At 41.0% G+C, this 24491-nt stretch carries 21 protein-coding genes and 1 tRNA gene; 11 read left to right on the top strand and 11 right to left on the bottom strand.

Annotation, left to right across the window (positions count from 1 at the left end; all coding sequences use genetic code 11):
• Positions 1-176: 176 nt before the first annotated feature.
• Positions 177-2114, bottom strand: coding sequence for a DNA topoisomerase (ATP-hydrolyzing) subunit B (gene gyrB / locus ACE1AT_RS19090; RefSeq protein WP_374871129.1), 1938 nt, complete (start codon positions 2112-2114; stop codon positions 177-179).
• Positions 2115-2413: 299 nt separating this feature from the next.
• Between gyrB and miaA the strand changes: the two genes are divergently transcribed.
• Positions 2414-3415: a tRNA (adenosine(37)-N6)-dimethylallyltransferase MiaA gene (gene miaA / locus ACE1AT_RS19085; RefSeq protein WP_374871127.1), complete on the top strand. Its 1002-nt coding sequence runs from the start codon at positions 2414-2416 to the stop codon at positions 3413-3415.
• Positions 3416-3421: 6 nt separating this feature from the next.
• Here miaA and ACE1AT_RS19080 read toward each other — a convergent pair whose 3' ends face one another.
• From ACE1AT_RS19080 to ACE1AT_RS19060, 5 genes are all read right to left on the bottom strand, one after another.
• Positions 3422-4132, bottom strand: coding sequence for a DevA family ABC transporter ATP-binding protein (locus ACE1AT_RS19080; protein ID WP_374871125.1), 711 nt, complete (start codon positions 4130-4132; stop codon positions 3422-3424).
• 67 nt (positions 4133-4199) lie between these two features.
• Positions 4200-5363, bottom strand: a complete 1164-nt coding sequence (gene devC / locus ACE1AT_RS19075) for an ABC transporter permease DevC (protein ID WP_374871123.1) — start codon at positions 5361-5363, stop codon at positions 4200-4202.
• A gap of 73 nt (positions 5364-5436) precedes the next feature.
• Entirely contained in the window at positions 5437-6723 is a 1287-nt protein-coding gene (locus tag ACE1AT_RS19070; protein WP_374871121.1) for an ABC exporter membrane fusion protein, read from the bottom strand.
• A 30-nt stretch (positions 6724-6753) separates the two neighbouring features.
• Positions 6754-7332, bottom strand: a complete 579-nt coding sequence (locus ACE1AT_RS19065; protein ID WP_374871119.1) for a TetR/AcrR family transcriptional regulator — start codon at positions 7330-7332, stop codon at positions 6754-6756.
• 92 nt (positions 7333-7424) lie between these two features.
• Positions 7425-8132, bottom strand: a complete 708-nt coding sequence (locus ACE1AT_RS19060; protein WP_374871118.1) for a Uma2 family endonuclease — start codon at positions 8130-8132, stop codon at positions 7425-7427.
• 144 nt (positions 8133-8276) lie between these two features.
• Between ACE1AT_RS19060 and glcD the strand changes: the two genes are divergently transcribed.
• The 6 genes from glcD to ACE1AT_RS19030 all read left to right on the top strand — a co-directional run bounded on the left by glcD (position 8277) and on the right by ACE1AT_RS19030 (position 16727).
• Positions 8277-9764, top strand: a complete 1488-nt coding sequence (gene glcD / locus ACE1AT_RS19055; RefSeq protein WP_374871116.1) for a glycolate oxidase subunit GlcD — start codon at positions 8277-8279, stop codon at positions 9762-9764.
• Positions 9765-10206: 442 nt separating this feature from the next.
• Complete coding sequence (locus tag ACE1AT_RS19050) at positions 10207-12036, top strand: GAF domain-containing protein (protein WP_374871114.1); 1830 nt, start codon at positions 10207-10209, stop codon at positions 12034-12036.
• Positions 12037-12284: 248 nt separating this feature from the next.
• Positions 12285-13592, top strand: a complete 1308-nt coding sequence (locus tag ACE1AT_RS19045) for a peptidoglycan-binding protein (RefSeq protein ID WP_374871112.1) — start codon at positions 12285-12287, stop codon at positions 13590-13592.
• A 183-nt stretch (positions 13593-13775) separates the two neighbouring features.
• The gene (locus ACE1AT_RS19040; RefSeq protein WP_374871110.1) at positions 13776-14648 is read left to right on the top strand and encodes an S-methyl-5'-thioadenosine phosphorylase; all 873 of its coding nucleotides are present in this window, start codon (positions 13776-13778) and stop codon (positions 14646-14648) included.
• Between the two features lie 107 nt (positions 14649-14755).
• Positions 14756-15970: a DUF790 family protein gene (locus tag ACE1AT_RS19035; protein ID WP_374871108.1), complete on the top strand. Its 1215-nt coding sequence runs from the start codon at positions 14756-14758 to the stop codon at positions 15968-15970.
• A gap of 355 nt (positions 15971-16325) precedes the next feature.
• Positions 16326-16727, top strand: a complete 402-nt coding sequence (locus ACE1AT_RS19030; protein ID WP_374871106.1) for a hypothetical protein — start codon at positions 16326-16328, stop codon at positions 16725-16727.
• A gap of 121 nt (positions 16728-16848) precedes the next feature.
• Here ACE1AT_RS19030 and ACE1AT_RS19025 read toward each other — a convergent pair whose 3' ends face one another.
• From ACE1AT_RS19025 to ACE1AT_RS19015, 3 genes are all read right to left on the bottom strand, one after another.
• Positions 16849-18189: a MurT ligase domain-containing protein gene (locus tag ACE1AT_RS19025; RefSeq protein ID WP_374871104.1), complete on the bottom strand. Its 1341-nt coding sequence runs from the start codon at positions 18187-18189 to the stop codon at positions 16849-16851.
• 90 nt (positions 18190-18279) lie between these two features.
• Positions 18280-18702, bottom strand: coding sequence for a DUF488 family protein (locus tag ACE1AT_RS19020; RefSeq protein ID WP_374871102.1), 423 nt, complete (start codon positions 18700-18702; stop codon positions 18280-18282).
• A 7-nt stretch (positions 18703-18709) separates the two neighbouring features.
• Positions 18710-19024: a hypothetical protein gene (locus ACE1AT_RS19015; protein ID WP_374871100.1), complete on the bottom strand. Its 315-nt coding sequence runs from the start codon at positions 19022-19024 to the stop codon at positions 18710-18712.
• Positions 19025-19228: 204 nt separating this feature from the next.
• Here ACE1AT_RS19015 and ACE1AT_RS19010 point away from each other — a divergent pair, with 204 nt between their 5' ends.
• Both ACE1AT_RS19010 and ACE1AT_RS19005 read left to right on the top strand, forming a co-directional pair.
• On the top strand, positions 19229-19870 hold the full coding sequence (locus ACE1AT_RS19010; RefSeq protein WP_374871098.1) for a ThiF family adenylyltransferase: 642 nt from the start codon (positions 19229-19231) through the stop codon (positions 19868-19870).
• Positions 19871-19896: 26 nt separating this feature from the next.
• A complete protein-coding gene (locus ACE1AT_RS19005) occupies positions 19897-20160 on the top strand; it encodes a hypothetical protein (protein ID WP_374871096.1) in 264 nt (87 codons plus the stop codon).
• A gap of 24 nt (positions 20161-20184) precedes the next feature.
• On the opposite strand, the gene ACE1AT_RS19000 is transcribed toward ACE1AT_RS19005, so the two are convergent.
• Positions 20185-20991: a TrmH family RNA methyltransferase gene (locus tag ACE1AT_RS19000; protein ID WP_374871094.1), complete on the bottom strand. Its 807-nt coding sequence runs from the start codon at positions 20989-20991 to the stop codon at positions 20185-20187.
• A gap of 76 nt (positions 20992-21067) precedes the next feature.
• Positions 21068-21150: transfer RNA gene (locus ACE1AT_RS18995), tRNA-Leu, on the bottom strand.
• 303 nt (positions 21151-21453) lie between these two features.
• On the opposite strand from ACE1AT_RS18995, the gene murA reads away from it, so the two are divergent.
• Both murA and ACE1AT_RS18985 read left to right on the top strand, forming a co-directional pair.
• Positions 21454-22830 carry a UDP-N-acetylglucosamine 1-carboxyvinyltransferase gene (gene murA / locus ACE1AT_RS18990; protein ID WP_374871092.1) on the top strand — a complete coding sequence of 459 codons (1377 nt, stop codon included), beginning with the start codon at positions 21454-21456 and terminating at the stop codon, positions 22828-22830.
• 194 nt (positions 22831-23024) lie between these two features.
• On the top strand, positions 23025-23900 hold the full coding sequence (locus ACE1AT_RS18985) for a M48 family metallopeptidase (protein WP_374871090.1): 876 nt from the start codon (positions 23025-23027) through the stop codon (positions 23898-23900).
• Positions 23901-24491: the final 591 nt, after the last annotated feature.

Below are 24491 nucleotides of genomic sequence, written 5' to 3'. Positions count from 1 at the left end.
CAGGTACTACAACGGGACGCCAGTCGCTACAACGGAGGAGCCACTGCGGTGGACGGGTTCCCCGGCATAAAGCAGGTGGCGTGGAACCTCCGCAACGCGCTGGCTCGGAAACCCCCGCAACGTACTGGCTCCGCAACGCAGTGGCTCCCCTTGTCCCCCTTATTCCCCTCACATTTTTAGATATCTAAATCCGTGAGGTTGAGCTTAGAACCATAGGTTTCAATAAATTCACGGCGAGGTGCGACGCGATCGCCCATTAAAATTGTAAAAATGCGATCGGCTTCCGCCGCATCCTCTATTTCCACTTGTTTAAGGGTACGTGTTTCTGGGTTCATTGTAGTTGACCAAAGTTGTTCGGGCATCATTTCACCCAAACCTTTGAAGCGTTGGATGTTGTAGTTAGCATTTTCTGGGAACTGACTAATGTATTGGTCTTTTTCGCGATCGCTGTAGCAATATCTGTAATTTTTTCCTCGCTCTATTTTATAAAGTGGAGGACAAGCAATATAGATGTAACCCTCCTGGATTAACGCCCGTTGATAACGATAGAAGAAAGTTAATAACAGTGTACGAATGTGTGCGCCATCAACATCCGCGTCAGTCATAATCACAATCCGGTGATACCGCAGCTGGGAAGCATCAAATTCTTCACCTTTAACTCCTAAACCAAGGGCAGTAATTAACGATTGAATTTCGTTATTTTTATAGATTTTGGCGTCGTCGGTTTTTTCGATATTCAGGATTTTTCCGCGTAGGGGTAGAATTGCTTGGAAGCGGCGATCGCGTCCTTGTTTTGCAGAACCACCTGCGGAGTCCCCTTCTACCAAGTAGATTTCTGATTCTTTGGGATCACGAGAAGAACAGTCTGCTAGTTTACCAGGCAATGGCGAAGATTCCAACACCGACTTGCGGCGTACCAATTCCCGCGCATGACGGGCTGCTTCGGCTGCTTTAAAGGCTTGGATGGCTTTATCTAAAACTGCATCCGCAACGCTGGGGTGAAATTCTAAATATTCTGTGAGGGTTTCTCCCACAAAAGAATCAACAATTCCCCGAACTTCGGTGTTACCAAGTTTAGTTTTTGTTTGTCCTTCAAATTCTGGATCGGGAACTTTGACAGAAATTACGCCTGTCAAACCTTCACGGACGTGTTCACCGCTGAGATTGGGTTCACTATCTTTGATTTTATTACGCTTGCGAGCGATCGCATTCAATGTCCTGGTGAGAACTGCCTTTAAACCTTCTAAGTGTGTACCACCATCAACAGTCCGAATATTGTTGGCGAAGCCCAAGACATTATCCGTATAGGCATCAGTACACCATTGCAATGCTACCTCTACTTGCACATTATTTCGTTCTCCCTGCACGAAGATCACTTCTTCATGTAGTGGCTGCTTATCAGCATTCATGTAGGTAATATATTCACGAATGCCACCCTTGTATTCATAAGCTTCTACCTTGGGCTGATCGCTTTTGAGTAACTCCAAACGATGATCGGTAAAAGTAATTTTTACACCTGCATTTAAGTATGCTAACTCCCGTAGGCGACTTGCCAAAGTCGTATAGTCAAACTCTGTACCAGTAGTAAAGATTTGCGAATCTGGCTGAAAGCTGACAGAGGTGCCGGTGCGATTATCTTTGTATGGCTTTACATTCAGTTCAGTGACAGGAATACCCCGTTCATAACGCTGGGTATGAACATTTTTATCTCGCCAAACCGTCACTTCCACCCACTCAGATAAAGCATTAACAACAGAAACACCGACCCCGTGTAGTCCTCCAGAAACTTTGTAACCACCGCCGCCAAATTTTCCCCCGGCGTGCAGTACTGTCAATACAGTTTCCAAACCCGATTTTCCTGTTTTGGCAACAATTCCCGTAGGAATACCGCGACCATCATCTGTTACAGTAACAGAACCATCGGCGTTAAGATCCACCTCCACATGGGTGCAGTAGCCTGCTAAAGCCTCATCAATCGAGTTGTCCACCACCTCGTAAACTAAATGGTGAAGTCCTCGCGGACCAGTGGAACCGATGTACATCCCCGGTCGCTTGCGGACGGCTTCCAGACCTTCCAGAACTTGAATCTGTTCGGCACTGTAACTGCTCGTCATGAAAGTTCTCCTGATTTGTGGGGGTGAAGTCGCCAAAAAGGCGAAAAATTAAAAAACACTCCAAAATTCTAACACAAAAGCCTTATAGGCGACTGTAGGGCAATTTGCTGCTAAATTCATATAGGGGTTGGATTACCCTGATTAGAGGAGGTATGTGAGGAGAAAAATAATTAAAAATTAAAAATTAAAAATTGGGAAGGGGGACAAGGAGGACAAGGAGGACAAGGGAAGAGGGACGAAGAGGATAAGGAGACTTCTTAACAACTAACTTTTGACAATTGACAATTGACAATTGACCAATGACTAAATTAATTGTGATTTGTGGTGCGACGGCAACGGGTAAGTCAGGTTTAGCATTAGCTTTAGCTATGCGATTAGATACTGTAATTCTGAGTGCAGACTCCCGTCAAGTATACAGGGAATTTGATATTGGTACAGCAAAACCAACTCTAGATGAACAGAAATTAGTTCCGCAGTATTTGATAGATATATGCAATCCCACAGAGGTGATGACTGTAGCAGATTACCAGGTGCAAGCGCAAGCCTTAATTTTGAGACAAGGGGGTGGGGAAGACAAGGGGGACGAGGGGGACGAGGGGGACGAGGGGGACAAGGAAGAAATTTCTCCCTTGTCTTTTCCCTCTACCTTGTCTGGCGATTCCCCGCTCTTACTGGTGGGTGGTACTGGGTTATACATTCGCTCAATTACTCAAGGGATGAAGATTCCCAGGGTTGCACCACAACAGGAGTTGCGATCGCAGCTGGAATATCTTGGTCAAATGCAACTTTACGCTATGCTACAACAGGTTGATCCAGTGGCAGCAGCAAAGATTCACCCCAATGATTCTGTACGGACTTTAAGAGCATTAGAAGTATTTTACGTCACTGGTCGCCCTATTTCTGAGCAACAGGGAGAAAATCCCCCAAGTTATCCGATTTTACAAATAGGTTTAGATTGTGATACTACTCATCTGGGCGATCGCATTACTCAGCGCACTGAGAAAATGATTGCAGATGGTTTAGTCACGGAGGTGGAGTATCTTTGTCAAAAATATGGTGCTGACTTGCCTTTGTTGAATACTTTAGGCTATCAGGAGATTAAGCAATATTTGGCTGGCGATATTTCTTTAGGTCAAGCAAAAGAATTAACTATTTTACACACTCGACAGTTTGCTAAACGTCAACGCACTTGGTTTCGTGCTTATTCTCAAATTGAGTGGTTTGATGTTGGAAGTCCAGATTTGTTAGAAAATGTATGGCAGAGAGTCCAAAATTTTCTCCCTACTTCTGAAGATATTTAGATTAGATTAATTAATTTGACTTGAAGAAGTCGTACTCACATCATCATTTTTGAGATAACCATCTTCCATATAAATGATGCGATCGCCTATATCTAAAATTCGGTTATCATGCGTCACCATTAAAATAGTACAGCCTTGTTCTTTGGCTAATTTTTGCATTAATTCTACTACATCTCGCCCAGATTTTTTATCAAGAGCGGCGGTGGGTTCGTCTGCTAAAACTATTTTAGGATGACTTACTAATGCACGAGCGATCGCTACTCTTTGTTTTTGCCCACCTGATAAGTTTTCTGCATAATAATCGACGCGATTTCCTAAACCAACTTGTTCTAAAATGGCGGTTGCTTTTCCATTTAAATCTTGATCTAACATCTCTTCATGTAATTCTAGGGACATGCGAACATTTTGTTTTGCTGTTAAAAATGTCATGAGGTTATGTGCTTGAAAAATATAGCCAATCTGACAGCGAATTTGTGTTAACTGTTTTTTGCTGGCTCCACGCATTTCTTGATTTAATATTCTCAAGCTACCTTCTTGAGCAGAACGCAAACCACCCATCAAAGTTAATAATGTAGTTTTACCTGAACCAGATGGGCCTGTCATAATCACGATTTCTCCCGCATATATATCTAAGTTAATGTCAAATAATACTTGCTTGCGGAGATTACCTTGACCAAAATAGTGATTGAGATTTTGAATTGAAATTACAGGTTGCATAAGTGTTAGTGGCTAGTAGGTCGATTGTTAATCACAAATGACAAATGACAAATGACAAATAACCAAATTAAAACATATCTGCGGGATCGGCGGCGCGGAGTTTTCGCATAGCTATTATCCCGGAAAAACTACACATAATAATTGTGAGACATAGCACAAATATAGCGCGATTGAGTTTCATGCCAATAGGGAGTAAAGTTGCAGCGTAGGTGATCTGATACAGCCCTATCGAAAGTGCTAATCCGGGTATAAATCCTAATGCTGCTAACAATAAAGCTTCTTGCATTAACATGATCATGAGATAGCGATCGCTATATCCCATTGCTTTGAGTGTGGCATATTCTGGTAGGTGATCGGACACATCAGAATAGAGAATCTGGTAAACAATCACAATCCCAACAATGAACCCTACAGCTACTCCCATACCAAAGATAAATCCGATTCCTTGATTACCCCAATAGTCAATCTCGATTTGGGCAAATTCTTGGGGAGTGATGACTTTGACATCGTTTGGTAAACCTGCTTGTAATTGCGATCGCACTTTTTCTAAATCTGCATCTGGTTTGAGGTTAATCAGCCCAACTGCAAGTTGATTTGGTTGGTAGTTAGGAAAAAGTTTGAGAAACGTAGAATCACTAGTTAATATGTTACCATCAGCACCAAAAGAAGCACCTAGCTGAAATAAACCTACCACTTGCATATTTTGACTATTCACTTGTGCTTCAACACTCCCGTGTTGTTTGATTAAGTCTGGGATCGGGCCGTATTCTGGGCGAGAAGCACGATCAAATAATACTCGATCCAGTTGTTTAAGTTGGTCTAGATGCTGGTTCACTTCCGGAAAGGTAAAAGGCGGGTTGGCTGGATCAATTCCCCACACCAAAATTCCCCGACTGAAGCGAGTTTGAGAATTACGCCATTGAGCAATATCAGCATATAGAGGACGAACGGATTTTACCCCGTCATAGGCTAAGGTTTGCTGTAATCTCTCTCTGGAAAAACTTTTGACGTAGAATAATGTTTGAAATTGGGGATTAATTAAAACTAAATCTGCCTGTAAATTTTGGTGAGGCTTTGTGGCACTATCAAACAGGGCATCTAATAGTCCTAGTTGGACAAACATGAGCATATCGGCAAAGCCTATACCTGCAAGAGCTACGATTAAACGTGTTTTTTCTTTCTTTAATTGCAGCCATGCTAAGGGAATGCGACGAAAGAATTTAGTAAGCATGGTAATACTTTAAAATTTGGTTTTCGATTGCATCTATATCAAACATTCGTTATAAATACCGAGCAAAAAAACTTTACAACTCAATTGCTGTCTGCACTTGTAAGTTAGTCAAACTACTCACTCGCTTGCTATCTTCAGGATTGAGGCGAATTTTGACTTCAACTACGCGGCGATCTAAATTTTCTCCTGGTTCATTGCTGAAGACGTTTTGTTGATTCACCTGCAAGCCGATGTGTGAAACCTTTCCTCGCAACTCTCCCGAAAAAGCCTGTCCGGAAATTACAGCTTGTTGCCCAAGTTGAATTTTGCCAATATCAGTTTGATAAACTTCTGCTACTACTAGCATCTGCTTGGTTTGTCCAAGTTCTGCAATCCCAGCATCAGCAATTTTTTCTCCGGCGTGGGTATGGATCTTGAGAATTTGCCCTGGAAATGGGGCGCGGATATAAGCTTGTTCTAGGTTAGTTTGTGCTTGTTTGAGTGTGGCGATCGCATTGTCTACTTCTGCTTGTGCTGTTTTGACATCAACAGGACGAACTTCGGCTATTTGATTCAGAGTTGCTTTTGCGGATTTTAATTCTTGTTGTCGGGATGTTTGAATGCGTCTGAGGTTGGCTTGGGCTTCCGCTAGTTCTTGTTGTCGGGATGTTTGGATGCGTTGGAGGTTGGCTTGGGCTTCCGCTAGTTGCTGCTGTGTTGTTTGAAATGTCAAGCGTTTGCTATCTAATAAAGATGCAGAAATTGCCCCTTGTTGATAGAGTGTTTGATGACGTTGTAATTCTAATTTGGCGTTTGCTAATTCTGCTGTTAATCGCCCGATGTTAGCTTGCTGGGCTTGGGTTTCTGTCTGTTGTTCTGCCGTCAAACGGGCTATAGTTGCTGTTTGTGCCTGAATTTCTGTGAGTTGTTCTGTCTGAATTCGAGCAATATTTGCTTGCTGTGCTTGAATTTCTCCGGTTTTTGCTCCTGCTTTTACCTGTGCTAGTTTAGCTTGGGCGATTTTCACTTGTTCTTTTGCTTGGACTACAGCATCTTGCAAGCGTTTTTGAGAATCCAAAATTGCTAGAACTTGTCCTGTGTTGACGCGATCGCTTTCTTTGACAAGCCATTTTGCTAGGCGATCGCCATCCAGTGCTAAAGGTGCAGATAGGCTAATTACTTCTCCTTCTGGCTGCAAGCGTCCGAGGGCGGTAACTTTTTTGACAACAGGAGGAGTTTCTACTGCTGGAGGTTCAGAATTACCAACTAAGCCATATTGAGAAATTCCATAGAAGGCGATCGCACTAGTTAAAGCCGTAGCTGTTATGAATAATCCGATCAATTTTTGAGTGGAAGGTTTTGAGAGAAATTGTTGAGTCATATTTTTTTAAACGCAGAGGAACGCTGAGTTTTAATGAGTTTTTTGGGCTTTCAAATAAGCAGTTAACATGTTTGCTAGCAATTCGCTTTGTTCGGTGTAAGAAATGGTATCGCCTTCAAACATTCGTGCCGAAATTAAGCCGTTGAGAAAACAATATATGAAGTCAGCCAGCGCTCGATCTTCAATTTCTAAATAGATTGCAAGTGCTTGTATAGCATCATCCCAAACTTTTCTGAGAGTCTGGTTATGTAAGACATCAGTTCGTTCTTGCTGCTGATAAAAATCAAGCATGAGTAAATTTTGTTTAAAAAAATAGTCTTCGTTTTTAGCAACAAAATTCATCAAAGTTTTGATGCGTTCTGCTAAAGTTTTGGCCTCTCCGGCTTCAGCCAAAAAATTAAGAATATCCTGCTTTGTTAATTCTTCAATTAACTGTAAAAATAAGGCTTCTTTACTAGGAAAGTAATGATAAAGTGTCCCGGTAGAAACTCCTAAACCTTTAGCGATCTCGCGCATCGTGATTGACGCATAGCCTTTTTCCCCAAACAGATCAAAGGATTTCATCAACAATTCTTTGCGATATTGTTCATGATTAACAATCTTTGGCATTGATACTAACATTTTTATATCGAACGTTAGTTATATAATAAGTTTACCAGAAAGAATTGGCAAGATGGTTGAATAAAATTTTATGCAAGCCTCTAGAGATTTTCTGGATCTACGCCAAGCGATCGCAACTTTTCTGCTAACATTTGAACGCGTTGTAATGCTTGTTCTTTTTCTAAACGTTCCTTTTCTGCACGTTCATCTCCAGTCAGCAAAACAGTACCATCTTGGTAGCACCAACGTAACCACACATCTTGTCTACCTTCAAATTCACCTTGCCAAAGAGTTAAGCCTAAACCGACTTGTTCTAACCAAGCTTCTGTGGTTTGCGAGTAGCGCCTACCGCGAATTTCATAAACGCGCAACGCCTGTTCTGATAATTGCTGAGTGGGGTCGTATACTACATAGTAACTTACCCGCATTTGTTCATAAATTCGTAGTTTGTTTCCCAGTTCATCACCTTCTTTATTAGAGACAATTTCAATTGCAACTTCTGGAGGTTTGCCAAATTCCCAAAGCATATAGCAACGATTTTGTTTTTCCCACCAGTTAGCAGCCACTTGCACATCTAGACTGAGGAAAACATCAGGTACAATGGCGGGTTGTCTGTAGGTATGGTATACACCTACGTTAGATTCGGCTAAAAAAGTTTGGTTTTGTAATGAACTGTAAAGAGAGCTAACTAACAGGCGTTGTTGTTTAGCAGAAGCAAAATTATCCACAGGCGTATCATCTTCAGTAACTAGCTGGCTAGCATCTGGTACGTAGTAACCATCATTATTGATTAAAAGTTGCTCAACCATGAGTTTACCCACAACTTGAGAGCGATATTTCTAGGTTAGTTGATTCAATAAAACACCTGTAACAATATTAATTAGACCAACTCACACAAGCGATGCTCCGAAGGAGCCGCTACGCGATCGCATCCTTTCCTTCCTGAAAAACCTATGCTCACTCAAGACAAACAACAACGCAACTGGCAACCCATTATCAAGGAATTTGAAGCAGCAGTTGGCAAAAATGGTGTTGTGCAACGCCGCGAAGAACTGATCACCTATGAATGCGATGGACTTACTAGCTATCGCCAACGTCCGGCGGTGGTGGTGTTACCCAGAACTACAGAACAGGTAGCAATGGTAGTGAAGATATGCAATAAATATGCTGTTCCCTTTATTGCTCGTGGTTCTGGTACTGGTTTATCAGGTGGGGCTTTGCCAATTGAAGATAGTGTTTTAATTGTCACAGCTTTAATGCGGCAAATACTCAATGTAGATTTAGAGAATCAGCGTGTTGTTGTTCAACCAGGAGTGATTAATAACTGGGTAACGCAAACTGTGAGTGGTGCTGGTTTTTACTACGCTCCCGACCCCTCTAGTCAAATTATCTGCTCTATTGGTGGTAACGTTGCGGAAAATTCTGGGGGTGTGCATTGTCTCAAGTATGGTGTGACAACAAACCACGTTTTGGGATTAAAAATTGTCACTCCTGAAGGCGAAATTCTAGATTTGGGGGGAGAAATTCCCGAAATGCCTGGTTATGATTTAACAGGGATATTTGTTGGTTCGGAAGGGACGCTGGGTATCGCTACAGAAATTACGCTGCGAATCCTCAAAAGTGCAGAATCAATCTGTGTGTTGTTGGCAGATTTTACGAGTATTGAAGCGGCGGGAGCGAGTGTTTCTGATATTATCAGCGCGGGGATTATTCCTGGTGGTATGGAAATTATGGATAATCTCAGCATTAATGCTGTGGAAGATGTGACAGCATTAAATGTTTATCCTCGTGATGCTGTAGCAATTCTATTAATAGAAATTGATGGTTTAGCTGTAGAAGTTGCAACAAATAAACAAAGAATCGCGGAAATTTGTCAACAAAATGGAGCGCGTAATGTTACTTCTGCCAGTGATCCAGATACGCGATTAAAATTGTGGAAAGGACGCAAAGCTGCGTTTGCTGCGGCTGGACATTTGAGTCCAGATTATTATGTTCAGGATGGGGTGATCCCTCGGACTCAGTTAGCTTATGTGTTGCAAGAAATTGAAGCATTGAGCCAAAAATATGGTTATCAGATTGCTAATGTATTTCATGCTGGGGATGGGAATCTTCACCCATTAATTTTGTTTGATAATTCTGTTCCGGGTGCATTAGAAATAGTCGAAGAAGTGGGGGGAGAAATTCTCAAGTTATGTGTGAGAGTCGGTGGTAGTATTTCTGGTGAACACGGTATTGGTGCAGATAAAAAATGTTACATGCCAGAAATGTTTACGGAAGCTGATTTAGAAACTATGCAATGGGTACGCCAAGTTTTTAATCCTCAAGGTTTAGCAAATCCAGAGAAGATTTTTCCGACGCCGCGCACATGTGGAGAAGCTGCAAAGGCTACGGGTGAGAGTAGTAAAAAATTTGAGGCAATAGATGGGGTAGATCGTTTTTAATAGTTATCAGTTGGGGAATACCAAAAAATCAATAATCTAATATTTTGTAGGGTGCGTAAGAGAGCAGCATAACACACCCTACTTATATTATTTATGCCTCAGTATATATATTAAGATTTATAAAATTTAGTTACATAGAAAGTTTTTATTAAATGAATTTATGCAAAAATGCTAAAAAAGATACAGTAAATAACTTAGCTATTTGCGATTATCCTGCAATTTATATATATATATTTGAAGCTTTATAACAAGTTAGAACTTAACTAGGTTGAGCAACTATAAGCTTTACTGGATTTTTCATCAGCAGTGCATAGAATAGGATTTTGGTCAACAAAGGCTTTTTAGTCTTGCTCTGAGGTGCTTAAAAGCATCTACTACAATTAGATATTATCTTATGGAGAGAAGGCCTAGTAGAGTCAGTAAACCAACCAGGGACTCTCGCATGAATATCAATCCATCAGAATCTACCGCAGAATTAGCACAAGCTGTCTGTCAAAAATTTCAAATCGATACAGATTTAGAAGATGGAAGTAATTCCAATCAAATATTGAGCGCGATCGCTCAACTAATTTGTCAATCGATTGATTTAAATACGATTCTGAATTTTACAGTCAAAGAATTACGAAGGCTATTACTAAGCGATCGCGTCCTAATTTATCATCTAGATTCTGGTGATAGCGGGACTATAGTTGCAGAATCTACTATTGCTGCGGGTAGTCCACTCTTAGGAATGAAAATCACAGATTCTTGCTTTAGCGAAAAACACGCAGAACGCTACAAGCGTGGTTGTATGCAGATTGTAGAAGATATTTACGCGGCTGGATTGCATCCTTATCAGATAGATTTTCTCTCCTCTTTGCAAGTCAGAGCTAATCTCGTAGTACCGATTATATTTCAGCAGGATCTTTGGGGATTGTTAATAGCACAGCATTGTTGTGAACCACGACAATGGCTACAAACAGAAATTGATTTGCTCAAACAATTAGCAACCCAAATCAGTATTGCTATCCAACAGTCAGAACTACGTCAACAGGTGCAACACCTGCAAATCGAAAGGAAGTTACCGCAGTCTGATAAATTAGTACGAAATATCACTGAGAAAATACGTGATTCTATAGAGATAGATCATGTTTTAGAAACAGCTATTGCTGAATTAGCAAAGGTATTACAAGTCGAACATTGCCACATCGAATTATATGATACCAGTTATACTGTCGCTACTATTGCCCACGAATACAGTACTATCCCTTCCGTCTATCAAGCAATGAAACGACAGGTTGCAGATTTTCCCAAACTGTATCAACCACTCTTACAAAAACAGCTGTTGCAATTTAGTGAAGTTTTAAGAGATTGGAATCCGAATTTAGTGATAGTGACACAGCTAGCTTGTCCCATTTTTGACGCCGAAACAGTTATGGGAAATATTTGGCTAACAAAAGTTACTCAAGAGGCGTTTGCAGAATCGGAAATTAAACTAGTACAACAAGTAGCAAATCAATGTGCGATCGCAATTCGCCAAGCGAAACTTTATCAACTAGCCCAGACACAGGTAAACCAACTCGAAAAACTGGACAATCTCAAACACGAATTTCTCAGATCCCTTTCCCATGAATTGCGAACACCAATCACCAGTATTAGCCTAGCCGTACAAACCCTAGAAACAGTCATCAAGCAAGAAACAGCATTAGATGCAGACATAGTGTCACAACTATTACAGATTTTACAGAACGAATGTCAGCGAGAAAGTAAACTGATTAATGATCTGCTTTCACTCACATATTTAGAAGCAGAAGCCGAAGTTTTGACTGTCATCGTGATTGATCTCAACAGTTGGCTTCCTCCGATTGTGGAATCTTTTCGAGAAGTTACTACTTGTCAGCAGCAACAGTTATTTTTGCATCTAGCTGGGAAACTCCCACCTTTAGAAACAGATATCACTGACTTGGAACGTATTGTTACAGAATTACTCAGTAACGCCTGTAAATATACTCCTGCGGGTGAATCGATTACCGTTACTGCATCTGCAACCGAGGAAACCGTAGAGATCAGGGTTAGTAATTCTGGTGTGACAATTGATGCTGGCGAGCTTGCACGTATTTTCGACCCCTTTTACCGCCTTCCCCAACATCATCCTTCGCAATACGGTGGAACTGGATTAGGATTAGCACTAGTGCAGAAACTGGCAAAACACTTAAAAGCTTCTATTCGGGTTGAAACTACAGCAGTTTCTACTACCTTTACTCTTGTTTTACCAAGAGCGATCGCTGTTTAACAGGGGTGTAGGGGTGCAAAGGCGTGAGATACGAAGTATATTTTTATACATATTGATTAAATTATATTCTTATAAAAAATAAACTTTGCTACTAAAAAATACTAAGATCCTATGTAACTTTTATAGAGAATGTTATATTTCTCTGTAAATACAACTTTAAATTCTATCTGAGTAAATAAAAATATTTGAGTAGTAAAAAATACGGAGTCACCCGTGATAAAAACTCTCAATATTTGTTTTTTAATAATATGACTAACTGGAATTGGCAAAAATTATCTAGTGGTGCAGCAATGCGGCTTTTATCTGTAGCATTGACTTTAGCAGTGATCAACTTCGCAGAACAAGCATTAGCATTAGGAAGAGGCAATAGTGGGCCTCAAGTCACGAGTATCCAAAGATGTTTGCAAAAGTTAGGATACTACAACGGGCCGATCAACGGCAATTTTGGCCCCTTAACTGAAAATGCTGTCAAAAAATTCCAGCAAGCCAAGAAAATTTCGGCAATTGGCCAGGTGGGACCACAAACTCAGCGATCGCTACAAGCTGCATGTCAATCTCAACAATCCAGGGGTAATACTAGCACAAGTAACGTCCTCAAAGTAGGAAGTAGGGGTTCAGCAGTCACACAACTGCAAAAATCTTTGCGGACATTAGGTTACTTTAATGGCCCGGTTACAGGTTATTTTGGTCAAGAAACACAACAAGCTGTGGTCAGATTTCAGCAATCCAAAAGATTACAGGCTGATGGTGTTGCTGGTGGAAACACTTTGCAACTAATACGTACTAATTTAGCATCAAGATCAAATAATGCTGTCGGTGGTGGAGTTGATAATTATCCCAATGCTTGGAATGAAGGTGATGCCGGACCGCAAGTATTACAATTACAAAGAAACTTAGCAAAGTTGGGTTATTTCCAAGCGACTCCTACTGGTAATTTTGGTTCTGTCACCAAAGATGCTGTCGTGCGTTTTCAGCGCGATTACGGACTCACAGCTAATGGGATTGTTGATGGACAAACTTGGACAGCAATATCCACAAATACCAACTATGTAAATGTGAACAACGTAAATGTGAACAACTCAAATGTCAATAACTCCGGGTGTTCACCAACTAGCGGTTTTATCTGTTTGGGTGAAAACAGTCCGCGAGTTGTCGCAGTGCAACAAAGTTTACGTCAAAAAGGATTATTTAACCCAGATATTACGGGTTACTATGGCACGGAAACTAGAGATGCTGTTGCCCAATTTCAGCAAGCTGCTAGACTCAATCCCACAGGAATTGTAGATTTTCAAACTTGGCAAGCATTAGGATTGACGAACAGCAACCCCACGAGAGTACAAAATTCAGCAGTTGAAAATCGCTATGTGGTAATTGTACCAATTCGCGATGCTAATACTCTTGATCAAGTTCGTCAGTTTGTACCCCAAGCTTTCGCGATGCGGTCAAATTTGGGAGAATATGTGAATGCAGGTGCATTTCGCGATCGCTCCGAAGCCGAAAAACGTTCTAGCCAATTACGCGATCGCGGTTTTGATGCACGGGTAGAATATTTTTGAGGAAATTGGGGACTTGTCAATTAAAAATTAAAAATTAAAAATTAAAAATTGAGAAGAGGGACAAGGAAGAATTTCTCCCTGATCCCCTTTCACTAATCCCTTCCCATCCAGAAAATAGAGCTGTGGAGTGCGTCGGTAGTTCATAATAGCTTGGCACTGCAAAAAGCTAAAGGCTAAAAAATCATGACTGAAGCTCGGATTGGAATTATTGGTGGTAGTGGTTTATACAAGATGGATGCTCTGAAAGATGTAGAAGAGGTGAAAATAGATACGCCATTTGGCTCACCTTCTGATGCAGTAATTTTAGGTACTTTGGATGGTACACGGGTAGCTTTTTTAGCTCGGCATGGTCGTAATCACACGCTTTTACCTTCAGAACTACCATTCCGTGCCAATATTTATGCAATGAAGCAGTTGGGTGTAGAGTATTTGATTTCAGCGAGTGCGGTAGGTTCTTTGAAAGCGGAAGCGAAACCATTGGATATGGTAGTTCCTGATCAATTTATTGATCGAACTAAAAATCGTGTTTCTACATTTTTTGGCGAAGGAATAGTTGCTCACATTGCTTTTGGTGATCCAGTTTGTCATAATTTGGCTGGAGTTGTTGCCGATGCGATCGCTTCTCTCAATCTCCCAGATGTCACCCTACATCGTGGCGGTACTTATGTATGTATGGAAGGGCCAGCATTTTCTACCAAAGCAGAATCTAATCTATACCGCAGTTGGGATGCAACAATCATTGGGATGACAAATTTACCAGAAGCGAAGTTAGCACGGGAAGCGGAAATCGCCTATGCAACTTTGGCGCTAGTCACCGATTATGATTGTTGGCATCCAGACCATGATAGTGTCACAGTAGAAATGGTGGTGAATAATTTACAACGCAATGCTGTTAATGCACAAAAAGTTATTCAAGAAACAGTGCGACGTTTGAGTGAAAACCCACCATCTAGTACTGCTCATTCCGCATTAAAATATGCAATCTTGACACCATTGGATAAAGTACCAACAGCAACAAAAGAAAAATTAGGTTTGTTGTTGAACAAATATATTTAATTAGTCAATAGTCATTGGTCAATAGTCAATAGTCAATGGTCAAAAAACTATTGGTTCTAGACACTTGACCATTGACACCGGACACTGGACACTGGACAAATAATTAAATGTTACCAACAGATTTACTCCATCATCGTCAGAATGGAGAAGAAATTATTCCCAAAAGATTAAAACTTGATTCTAAACATATAGAGTTAGCCAATGAATTAATTAGTTCTTTTCAAGAATCAGTTGGAAAAACTCAAGGTACACTAGAACGTCAATTATTAGAATTAGAAGGTGACACAACCGACTACAAAGTCAAACGGGGTTTAGCTTATCTACTTAAAAGTGGTTTTTGTACATTTGAAGTAGTGAGTCCCCTCGAACCACAAATGTTAAGAGAAAGGGTGTTTGCTTTAGCAGCTAAGTCTGTTCCTAGCTCAGAATTAACACAAGTGACATTAAAAAATATAGCTGATCACTTAACTCAAGAACTCGCACGGGAAATTTTACCACAGCAAATCCGTGATGGATTATATGCTGATTTATCAGAGAATAAAATTCTCACGACTTTTGATGCACCAAAACCGGAAAATTTATTACATAGATATAACTTATCGCAAGTGCAGGGAGTATTTTATAAAGCCAGTCAATTAGTATTAAATGCTCATCGGAATGTTCCTGGTGAATACAAGCTTTTATTTCGCTATTTAAAATTATTTCAATTGATGGCATATATTGAAGGTGATGCCGACCATGGATTTACAATTACGATTGATGGACCAACGAGTTTATTTAATCCTAGTACGCGATATGGTTTAGCGATCGCCAAACTCATTCCGGCTTTATTACATGTTACGAAATGGAGTCTTTCTGCTACATTACAAGTCCGCGATTTTTATACAGAAACCTGGAAAACCGGACGTTTCACCCTCAATTCTGAATGTGGATTAGTGACTCATTACCCACCCGGCAAACCATACGATAGTATGATTGAAGCATCCTTTGCTGATAAATGGGATGCACTTAAAAGTTGTTGGGCGTTAGAGCGAGAAGTTGATTTAATTCCGATTCCTGGTAGTGTGATGATTCCCGATTTTCGCTTAGTACATCCAGATGGACGTAGTTATCTATTAGAAATAGTCGGTTATTGGCGACCAGAATATTTACAAAAAAAATTCGCCCAAGTTCGACGCGCTCAATGTGATAATTTGATTTTGGCAATTTCCGAACGTTTGAATTTGGATAAAGCTGGTGTGAAATTAAGTGATGTTCCCGCCAGAATAGTTTGGTTTAAAGATAAATTATTGCCGAAATCTATATTAGCTGTAATAGAGTAAAATACACAGTTTGTAGTAAGCACTTTAGTGCTTTAAATCATTCGGAACAACAAGATCCCCGACTTCTTAAAGAAGTCGGGGATCTTCCTACAGTCATTGCACCCCACCCCTTAATCCCCTCCCCGCAAGCGGGGAGGGGCGGTTTTGGCGTTAGACAAAACCGGGGTGGAGTTATTTGGGAATTATAAGTATTCAAGCGAACATGATATCACGAGGTTCAAACACTCGTTGACGAGGTTTTTCTTAAAAATAAAGAATTTATAATATTAAAGCTTGTACTGAGCGAAAAAATGTCACTATAAATAGGACACTGAAATGTAGCAGTAAATTGATTTACAATCAGGGAAATTGACCTATGGATTGCAAAACTGCAACTTTAGTCTACCAAACTGAAAACCATCTCGAAAAAATTCGCGAAATTTTTCCCGAAGCTTGGAATTTTTTAGAAGAAGTATCTTTTGCATACGTTCAGAAAAAGCCAGATAAGTTCGATGCTGCTGTCAAAGAGATAGTAGGTGAGAAACCTTTCCAATTTAGAATGGTTCACCGAGATGACAGAGATCAACTCACAAAAGACCTTTCTGATTTATTAGGAGATATTACATCGCGATTACTTTTAGAAAAACATTTTTCACAAGTAGTTGGTCAACAAGTATTTTTTAGTACTATTTGTTGTAATAGCCATCTCACTTCTGATCACGAATTAACTTTAGAAGAAGTTCTACCTCTACAACGAGCGGCGGTGAAGTTACAATAAAGGATTCCCGTCAAAGTATAAGCTTCAACGCATAGCTTTCTTAGTGTCTTAGTGTCTTAGTGGTGAAAAAATAAATCTTAAATTAACCACCAAGACACCAAAATCAGCCCCTACTATCTAATTAGCGAATTTTCTTACCAGTTAATACTTCTCGTACATCTAACATCGCTGTGTAGGTAGGTAAGATGTGTAAGGTTTCTTGATTTGGGGTATGTTCCAAAGCTGTGTTGATAGCTTGGCGCAAATCTTCTTCGACGATCAAATTACAATTGTTTTGAAGTGCAGGATCGCTGTAGCGTAGACGGAGAGCCATATCATAGGCGCGATCGCCACTGACTACTAAAGTTCCTCCTCGTTGGACTAATTTCTCTGTATCTACATCCCAAATCCAGGATACATCCTCGCCATCTTGAATGCGATCGTTCAATACTAATAATGTTGTTTTATTATTACTTTGAGTCACAACTCGAATAGTTTCATTTGTCCCTACAGGATTTTTTGATAATAAAATTCTTACCTGTTTACCATTAATTTTTAACTCTTCCGCACGTCCAAAAGCAGGTTGGAAGCTAGGAATTGCAGCGCGAATAATAGCTTCATCAATTCCCAATTCCTGAGCAGCAGTAACAGCAGCTAAAGTATTGTATTTGTTGTACAAACCAATAAGAATTTGTGGCCATTGGCTGCTATTAATTGTGGGTTCGCTTCTGGTAAAACCACAACTGGGACAACTATACTCGCCCATATGAGAAAGATAAACGCCTTGATAATCTAAAGCGTGTCCGCAATTAGGACAATAAATAGAATCAACAGCATGGGGAATTGCTTCTAAATAATGTTCTGGTTCATTTAAACCAAAGAAAGCAACTCGCTGTTGAGATAACTGTTGACCAAGATAACAAATTGTTGGGTCGTCAGCATTGGCAACAATAATAGTTTCATGTGGTAGAGTAGCGATCGCACTTCCCCAGCGTTTACTAATTGTGTCTACTTCCCCGTATCTATCCAGTTGATCACGAAATAAGTTTAAACAAAGAATCAGTTTTGGTTGAATTGGGGCTAAAACCCTGGGCAAAATATTTTCATCAACTTCTAAAATGGCATAATCGACGTTGAGTGAACCTACCAAATTAGTGCTTTCCATCAACGCTGTCATCAAGCCATTTTCGAGATTAGCACCCGTAGAATTGTGAGCAACGCGATAACCTTGGCGTTCTATAATTTCTCGTAAAAATAGCGAAGTTGTGGTTTTACCATTCGTACCAGCAACCAGAATCACGCCCTTATTTACCTGCTGACTCAACAATTGCAATAACCGGGGTTCAATCCGACGCGCGATCGCACCTGGTAAAACAGACGCAGCACCCAAACCTAGCGATCGCACCATCAAAGTAACGCTTTTAGCTACTGAGACAGCCAAACCCAGCCGCAGTCTATCTATAAATTGAATTTTGTTTCCCACAACCGTATCCTAAGTCTGCGATTTAATATGCGTGAGTTTAGCGAATCCTGGGTAAAAAGGCTAGTCAGATCAACCACAAACTTCTTACGACTATTCTAAGTGTTTCACAGGTGTATTTGTTAATTCTTGTAATTGATGTGCAACATCTACCCTGTGACACTGGGATGGGTGCATTTCAGCACATAGTAAAAGAGTTGTTTCCAGCATAGCAATTTCTGAAATTTCTAGTAATGCCGTCCTCGCTTCTTCTTTGTTAGGAGGAATCCAATTGTGATTACCAGATGTATTACCTAAAGCTATAGATGAAATGTATTTAATATTTTGAGAATCACAAAGTTTTTTAATCTCTTCTCCATACCATTTTCTACTCCAAGCACGAGGCGAAGAACGCACATCAACAACACATTTGACGTTAAATGAATTTAAATATGTCAAAAAATCATCATAATTTTTCCGATTGCCATATCCAAATGTCATAATATAAGGTTTTAAGCTTTCACTTTGATTGCTCATTGCTGTATTAAAATAAACTTAATTGTTCTAATTGTACTATTGGCGGATAAAACAAACCAATAATCATAAAAGTTTTTTTGTAATTTTTCAAATTACCAACTATAAAATATAAATCTTTTTCTAGAATAAAACCTTCTAGTTTTTGTCTGACTTTATCCAAAGAATCTTTTTCTCTATCTTCTAAAGTATTGGCTTGAGAATTATCTCGACACTTTCTGTACAACTGCATAATTTCCCAATCACTGATTGAATACTTATGCTGATAACCTGCCTCATCAGTAAATTCATATCCGAATCCATTGCAATGGTTGTTCATCATCACTTAATAAAATTCCTGCGGTACAAACTGTTTCTCTATATTTAGTGCTAATCGAAGGATAAGTCTTAGTTGCAATTAAAATTTTTCTAGTTTCCATAGTTATTCATTTGTAAGGTTTGATGGATAGCATAAAATTATATTCGTACTTTAAATCTATGCGGTGTTAAATTTATTAGGGACAATCTCAAATCTAACATCCAAAATCGGATGACTAACGCGTTTTTTCACGAACAATTGCAACGCACACCCGCACTCATGCATAAACTGCGGGACTTTCCTGTTACCATTTGTGGTGCGGGGGCTTTGGGTGCAAATCTCACCGAAAATCTGGCTCGTTCTGGCTTTGGTAAGTTACGAGTTATAGACAGAGACAGGATTGAAGAACGCAACCTTTCCACTCAACCTTATTACCGTTCCGACGTTGGTGCATACAAAGCCAAAATCCTCACCAATAATCTTTACCGCGCTTTGGGGATCACAGTCGATGGGCGTGCAAAAGAATTAACACCAGCAAATGCAAATCAATTATTAACAGATAGTGGTTTAGTGATCGACACCTTTGACAATAGCAGTAGCCGACAAGCTGTGTTTGACCACTGCAAGAATTCTCAAATACCTTGCTTACACGTGGGTTTAGCTTCAGATTATGCAGAAATCATCTGGAACCAAATCTATCGTGTACCTTCACCTGCTAATGATGATATCTGCGACTACCCCCTGGCGCGCAACTTAGTTATCCTCGCAGTCGCAGTTGCTTGTGAAGTTATTGTTACTTTTGTCGCGACAGAAAAGCAAGAGAGTTTTACTGTTACCTTGGCTGATTTTGCCGTTCAGCCTTTTAGTGTATAAAGTGAATAGAGATTGGGAATGAAATTATGGAGCAAAATCAGGATCAACAGCGCCGCGTCGCTGATCAGGAGTTTCAAAAATCCCTAGACCAACTGCAACAAATTTTACAAGATGATTCTACACAAACAGAACAAACACCCCAATCCCCCAGTGATGATCAAAGCGATGCACCAAAGGAACCGCTACGCGATCGCCAAATAACCGAAACTTCCTCAATTATAGATTTAGACCTCTGGGAAGATGCCGTTGCCGACATCGAACAATATTTCCAGCAAAAAGGAAAAAGTTAATGGTCATTGGTCATTTGTCATTGGTCATTTGTCCCCGATCCCCGATCCCTGATCCCCGATCCCCTGTCTTCGCACTTCGTATAACATCAACGCAGCTGCAATCGCTACATTCAATGACTCTACCCCAGGACTAAGGGGAATTTTCACTTCCACATCTGCCATTGCTGCTAATTCTGACGACAAACCAGCACCTTCGTTACCCAATAAAATCAAACTTGGTTGACGCCAGTCTACCTCCCAGTAAGTTAAATTTGCATTTGGGAGTGTGGCGATCACTTGCATTCCCGCTTGTTTAGCTTGTATGACTGTTGCTTTTAAATCTGGACTCAACGCCATCGGTAAGCGAAACCATTGTCCAGCCGTAGCCCGTAATACCTTGGGATTATCTAAATCTACACTATCTCCACTCAACCACAATCCACTCGCTCCAGCCGCCGCCGCAGTACGAATCATTGTACCCAAATTCCCTGGATCTTGGACTGTTTCTAAAGCGAGTACTACACCAGTAAATGGGATGGGAGTTGGAGAAACATCGCGTTTTGCTAGCGCCACAACTCCATCCGGTTGAACCGTAGTTGCGATCGCCGCCATCACTTCTTCACTGACAACTTCTGTGCGATCGCTTCTTTGACAAACCTCTTCCCATAACATTGGATGAGATATTTGCCATTCTGGAGTACAGCACACCACTGCAAGCGGATAATTGACTGCACAAGCTTCCTCTAACAAGTGTGTTCCCTCCAAGAGAAACAGTTGCTGCTTATGCCGTTCCTTGGTAGCGTGGAGCTTTCTGATTTGCTTAACTAAAGAATTTTGTAAACTTGTCAGCACAATTTTAGATTTTGGATTTTAGATTTTAGATTAATTCAAAATCGTAAATCTAAAATCTCATGTGTAAACTTTCAGATGCGGAACCCGGGACTTGAACCCGGAAGTCTTGTGGACACTAGAACCTGAATCTAGCGCGTCTGCCAATTCCGCCAGTTCCGCTCGTGAATTGGTGTAATGACCGTTTTCTATTATTACTACATTTTCCCTAGCTGTCAACTAAAAATTGGGGATCAGGGATCGGGGATCGGGAATCGGGGATTGGGGATCGGGGATCGGGGATCGGGGTGCGGGGAGCAGGGAGACTTATCAGTTATCAGTTATCAAAATTAGACTGTTAACTGATTCATGCCCAATGCCCCATGCCCAATGCCCCATGCCCAATATTGTGATGCAAAAAGATGGACAAATTAAATCTTTCATGTAGAATCGAAACCAACTTGAAATTTGTAAGATTTAAGATTTTTGGAGGGTAGGCTTATTAATCCTTCTAGCAGCTTACAAGATGCTAAATTGTCATCTGTTGCAGACTCCTCAGTTTTGCAAATCTGTGGTGGGCATCCGTTGCAAGGTCATGTAAAAATTAGTGGGGCGAAAAATTCAGCACTAGTCATTATGGCTGGGGCTTTGCTTTGTTCAGGGGACTGTCACATCCGTAACGTACCTTTGCTCGCAGACGTAGAGCGCATGGGTCAGGTATTGTCGGCTTTGGGTGTTAGTTTGCGGCGTAATGGTGACAATTTAGACATCAATGCTAGCGAAATTACCTCATCCAAAGCTCCTTATGAACTGGTTACTCAGTTGCGAGCCAGTTTTTTTGCGATCGGTCCCATCCTGGCACGTTTAGGAATAGCACAAATGCCTTTACCAGGAGGATGTGCGATTGGCGCTAGACCAGTTGATCTCCATGTCCGGGGACTGCAAGCAATGGGAGCCGAAGTACAAATTGAGCATGGTATTTGTAATGCTTACGTCCCTGGTAAAAACCGTCGCTTAAAGGGTGCAAAAATCTACCTAGATATTCCCAGTGTAGGAGCCACAGAAACGCTGATGATGGCAGCGACTCTGGCAGAAGGTGAAACAATCATTGAAAACGCTGCTCGTGAGCCAGAAGTTGTTGATTTGGCAAATTTCTGTATGGCGATGGGAGCAAAAATTCAAGGTGCAGGCACGAGTACGATTACTATCGACGGTGTTCCCGAACTCCATTCTGTTGAGTATAATATCATACCTGATCGCATTGAAGCCGGAACTTTTCTGTTGGCGGGAGCAATCACCCGTTCAGAACTGCTCCTCTCGCCCGTCGCCCCAGACCATCTAGTGCCAGTGATTTCCAAATTACGGGAAATTGGCGTGAGTGTAGTTGAAGAAACACCAACTTGCTTACGTCTCCTCAAAGCCGACAGATTAATCGCGGCAGATATTGAAACCATGCCCCATCCTGGTTTTCCTACGGACATGCAAGCGCCGTTTATGGCTTTACTGGCGATCGCAGAAGGCGATAGCCTAATTAATGAAACCGTATTTGAAAATCGCTTGCGTCACGCCTCCGAGTTAAATCGCTTAGGGGCAGACATTCGTGTTAAAGGTAACACTGCTTTTGTCCGGGGAGTACCACTATTATCTGGCGCACCTGTAATTGGCACAGACTTACGAGCCGCCGCGGCTTTAGTCGTCGCCGGCTTGGCAGCAAACGGTAAAACCACTATCCAAGGACTACCCTACCTTGATCGCGGCTACGATCGCCTTGATCTCAAATTACAGCAATTAGGAGCAAAAATTCAACGTTTACCCGGTTCAGAGGTAAAAACAGAAATTGCTCCTGGCGCAATCAATACCTGAAGCATCTAAAAAGCTGTATTTCCTCTTTGTGTCTTGGTGTCTTGGTGTTTCAAATATTCTTTTTCACCACCAAGACACAAAGACACCAAGAAATACCACCAACCACCAACAACTAATCTCGCTATACTAGGCTTTGTAGGGCTGGTATCAAACTAGCTCCATTACAAACCTCACTACTTCTCACTTGCTTTGCTATGTTATCCTCCAAAACTCAGCTCATTGGTCTGAAAGCAGACTCATTTCGTCACCCGCTAGACCTCGAAGCAACCAAAGCGCTGAAGCAGATTCCCGGTATAGATTTGATGGTGCGGAATGTCCTGGGGCCAGTGGCGGAGCAATTATTTTATGTGGAAAACATTGCATCTAGTATTTTGGTGGGCGAAAACCAACTACCCCATTTACACAAACTTTTATTAGAAGCTTGTCATATTTTAGACATGGAGCCACCGCAGTTGTATATCAGACAACATCCGGCTCCGAATGCTTATACTTTTGCGATGCGGGGTAAGCAGCCTTTTGTAGTGCTGCACACTTCCTTAATTGATATGCTCACACCAGAGGAAACTCAAGCAGTCATTGCTCATGAACTGGGACACCTCAAGTGTGACCATAGTGTTTATCTGACACCAGTCAATATATTAATCTTGGCAGCAGCAACTTTGCCTAATATCGGTGGATTTATTGCTCAAGCAATCCAAACACAACTTTTGGAATGGGTACGTTGTGCAGAATTTACATGCGATCGCGCCGCATTATTAGCAACTCAAAATCCCAAAGCTGTCATGTCTGTGTTGATGAAATTAAGTGGTGGTTCACCGACTCTCGCACCACAGCTTAACCTTGATGCTTTTATTGACCAAGCCCGCGCCTACGATGATATTAGTAAAACCGAACTCGGCGAAATGGTCAAAGTCACCCGCACAGCACAACTAACCCACCCAGTACCAGTATTGCGGGCGCGAGAAATTGACCTTTGGGCTAGTAGCAAAGAATATGAAAGGTTGTTGCAAAATCCAAAGTTAGAAAGTAGGAGTGATGATATTACAGGCGGTAAGTGGCGCAATTGGTAGATATTAGACATCTGGTGATAATTAACTATGCGTTACCCAAAATTTTTATAGAGACGTTGCAATGCAACGTCTCTACATTATTTTCACCAGAGGTCTATTAAACTAGCCCTTTGGTGGTGAAATGTATTTTTCTTGGTGTCTACCCTTACGGGAAGCCGCTAGCGCGTCTAAGTGCCTTGGTGGTTCAAAAGTTAAAATTTTTACCACAAAGACACTAAGACACAAAGGTGAAAAGACCTAAATTCGGCAATTTTTTGAAGATTTTTACCCACCTTGAAAGGGCTAGTCTATTAAACTTAGCTTTATTACTCCAAGTGTAAAACGCGATCGCCTATGGTAAAGTCAGCTAACCACATCTACTTAGGGATTTGGACAATTTGAGCAGGACAACTGGGAAAAAGCTAGACTCAATAATCCTCTAGAAAAAATTGAACCACTGGAGTAAGTCATGCAGGGTAAGAGCATCTCAATTAGGCTTGACATAAGGAATTAGAAGAATCTAATGTAGAGTCAAGAAAACAACAACTGAGAACCCGAAGCATATAATTGTTATCCATAGCAGTGCGTTTCATTTTTTGACGGAGACTACGT

It is taken from the genome of Pelatocladus sp. BLCC-F211 (assembly GCF_041928655.1).
Taxonomy (GTDB): Bacteria; Cyanobacteriota; Cyanobacteriia; order Cyanobacteriales; family Nostocaceae; genus Pelatocladus.
This window is presented reverse-complemented; position numbering and strand designations above follow the sequence as displayed.

What these genes read in the sequence shown, in the direction of transcription:
- ACE1AT_RS19030 (WP_374871106.1), top strand. Translation starts at nt 16,326, where the DNA reads ATGGATTGCAAAACTGCAACTTTAGTCTACCAAACTGAAAACCATCTC.
- ACE1AT_RS19070 (WP_374871121.1), bottom strand. Translation starts at nt 6,723, where the DNA reads ATGACTCAACAATTTCTCTCAAAACCTTCCACTCAAAAATTGATCGGA.
- ACE1AT_RS19060 (WP_374871118.1), bottom strand. Translation starts at nt 8,132, where the DNA reads ATGGTTGAGCAACTTTTAATCAATAATGATGGTTACTACGTACCAGAT.
- miaA (WP_374871127.1), top strand. Translation starts at nt 2,414, where the DNA reads ATGACTAAATTAATTGTGATTTGTGGTGCGACGGCAACGGGTAAGTCA.
- ACE1AT_RS19035 (WP_374871108.1), top strand. Translation starts at nt 14,756, where the DNA reads ATGTTACCAACAGATTTACTCCATCATCGTCAGAATGGAGAAGAAATT.
- ACE1AT_RS19010 (WP_374871098.1), top strand. Translation starts at nt 19,229, where the DNA reads ATGACTAACGCGTTTTTTCACGAACAATTGCAACGCACACCCGCACTC.
- devC (WP_374871123.1), bottom strand. Translation starts at nt 5,363, where the DNA reads ATGCTTACTAAATTCTTTCGTCGCATTCCCTTAGCATGGCTGCAATTA.
- ACE1AT_RS19045 (WP_374871112.1), top strand. Translation starts at nt 12,285, where the DNA reads ATGACTAACTGGAATTGGCAAAAATTATCTAGTGGTGCAGCAATGCGG.
- gyrB (WP_374871129.1), bottom strand. Translation starts at nt 2,114, where the DNA reads ATGACGAGCAGTTACAGTGCCGAACAGATTCAAGTTCTGGAAGGTCTG.
- ACE1AT_RS19005 (WP_374871096.1), top strand. Translation starts at nt 19,897, where the DNA reads ATGGAGCAAAATCAGGATCAACAGCGCCGCGTCGCTGATCAGGAGTTT.
- ACE1AT_RS18985 (WP_374871090.1), top strand. Translation starts at nt 23,025, where the DNA reads ATGTTATCCTCCAAAACTCAGCTCATTGGTCTGAAAGCAGACTCATTT.
- ACE1AT_RS19065 (WP_374871119.1), bottom strand. Translation starts at nt 7,332, where the DNA reads ATGCCAAAGATTGTTAATCATGAACAATATCGCAAAGAATTGTTGATG.
- ACE1AT_RS19020 (WP_374871102.1), bottom strand. Translation starts at nt 18,702, where the DNA reads ATGAGCAATCAAAGTGAAAGCTTAAAACCTTATATTATGACATTTGGA.
- ACE1AT_RS19050 (WP_374871114.1), top strand. Translation starts at nt 10,207, where the DNA reads ATGAATATCAATCCATCAGAATCTACCGCAGAATTAGCACAAGCTGTC.
- ACE1AT_RS19040 (WP_374871110.1), top strand. Translation starts at nt 13,776, where the DNA reads ATGACTGAAGCTCGGATTGGAATTATTGGTGGTAGTGGTTTATACAAG.
- glcD (WP_374871116.1), top strand. Translation starts at nt 8,277, where the DNA reads ATGCTCACTCAAGACAAACAACAACGCAACTGGCAACCCATTATCAAG.
- ACE1AT_RS19080 (WP_374871125.1), bottom strand. Translation starts at nt 4,132, where the DNA reads ATGCAACCTGTAATTTCAATTCAAAATCTCAATCACTATTTTGGTCAA.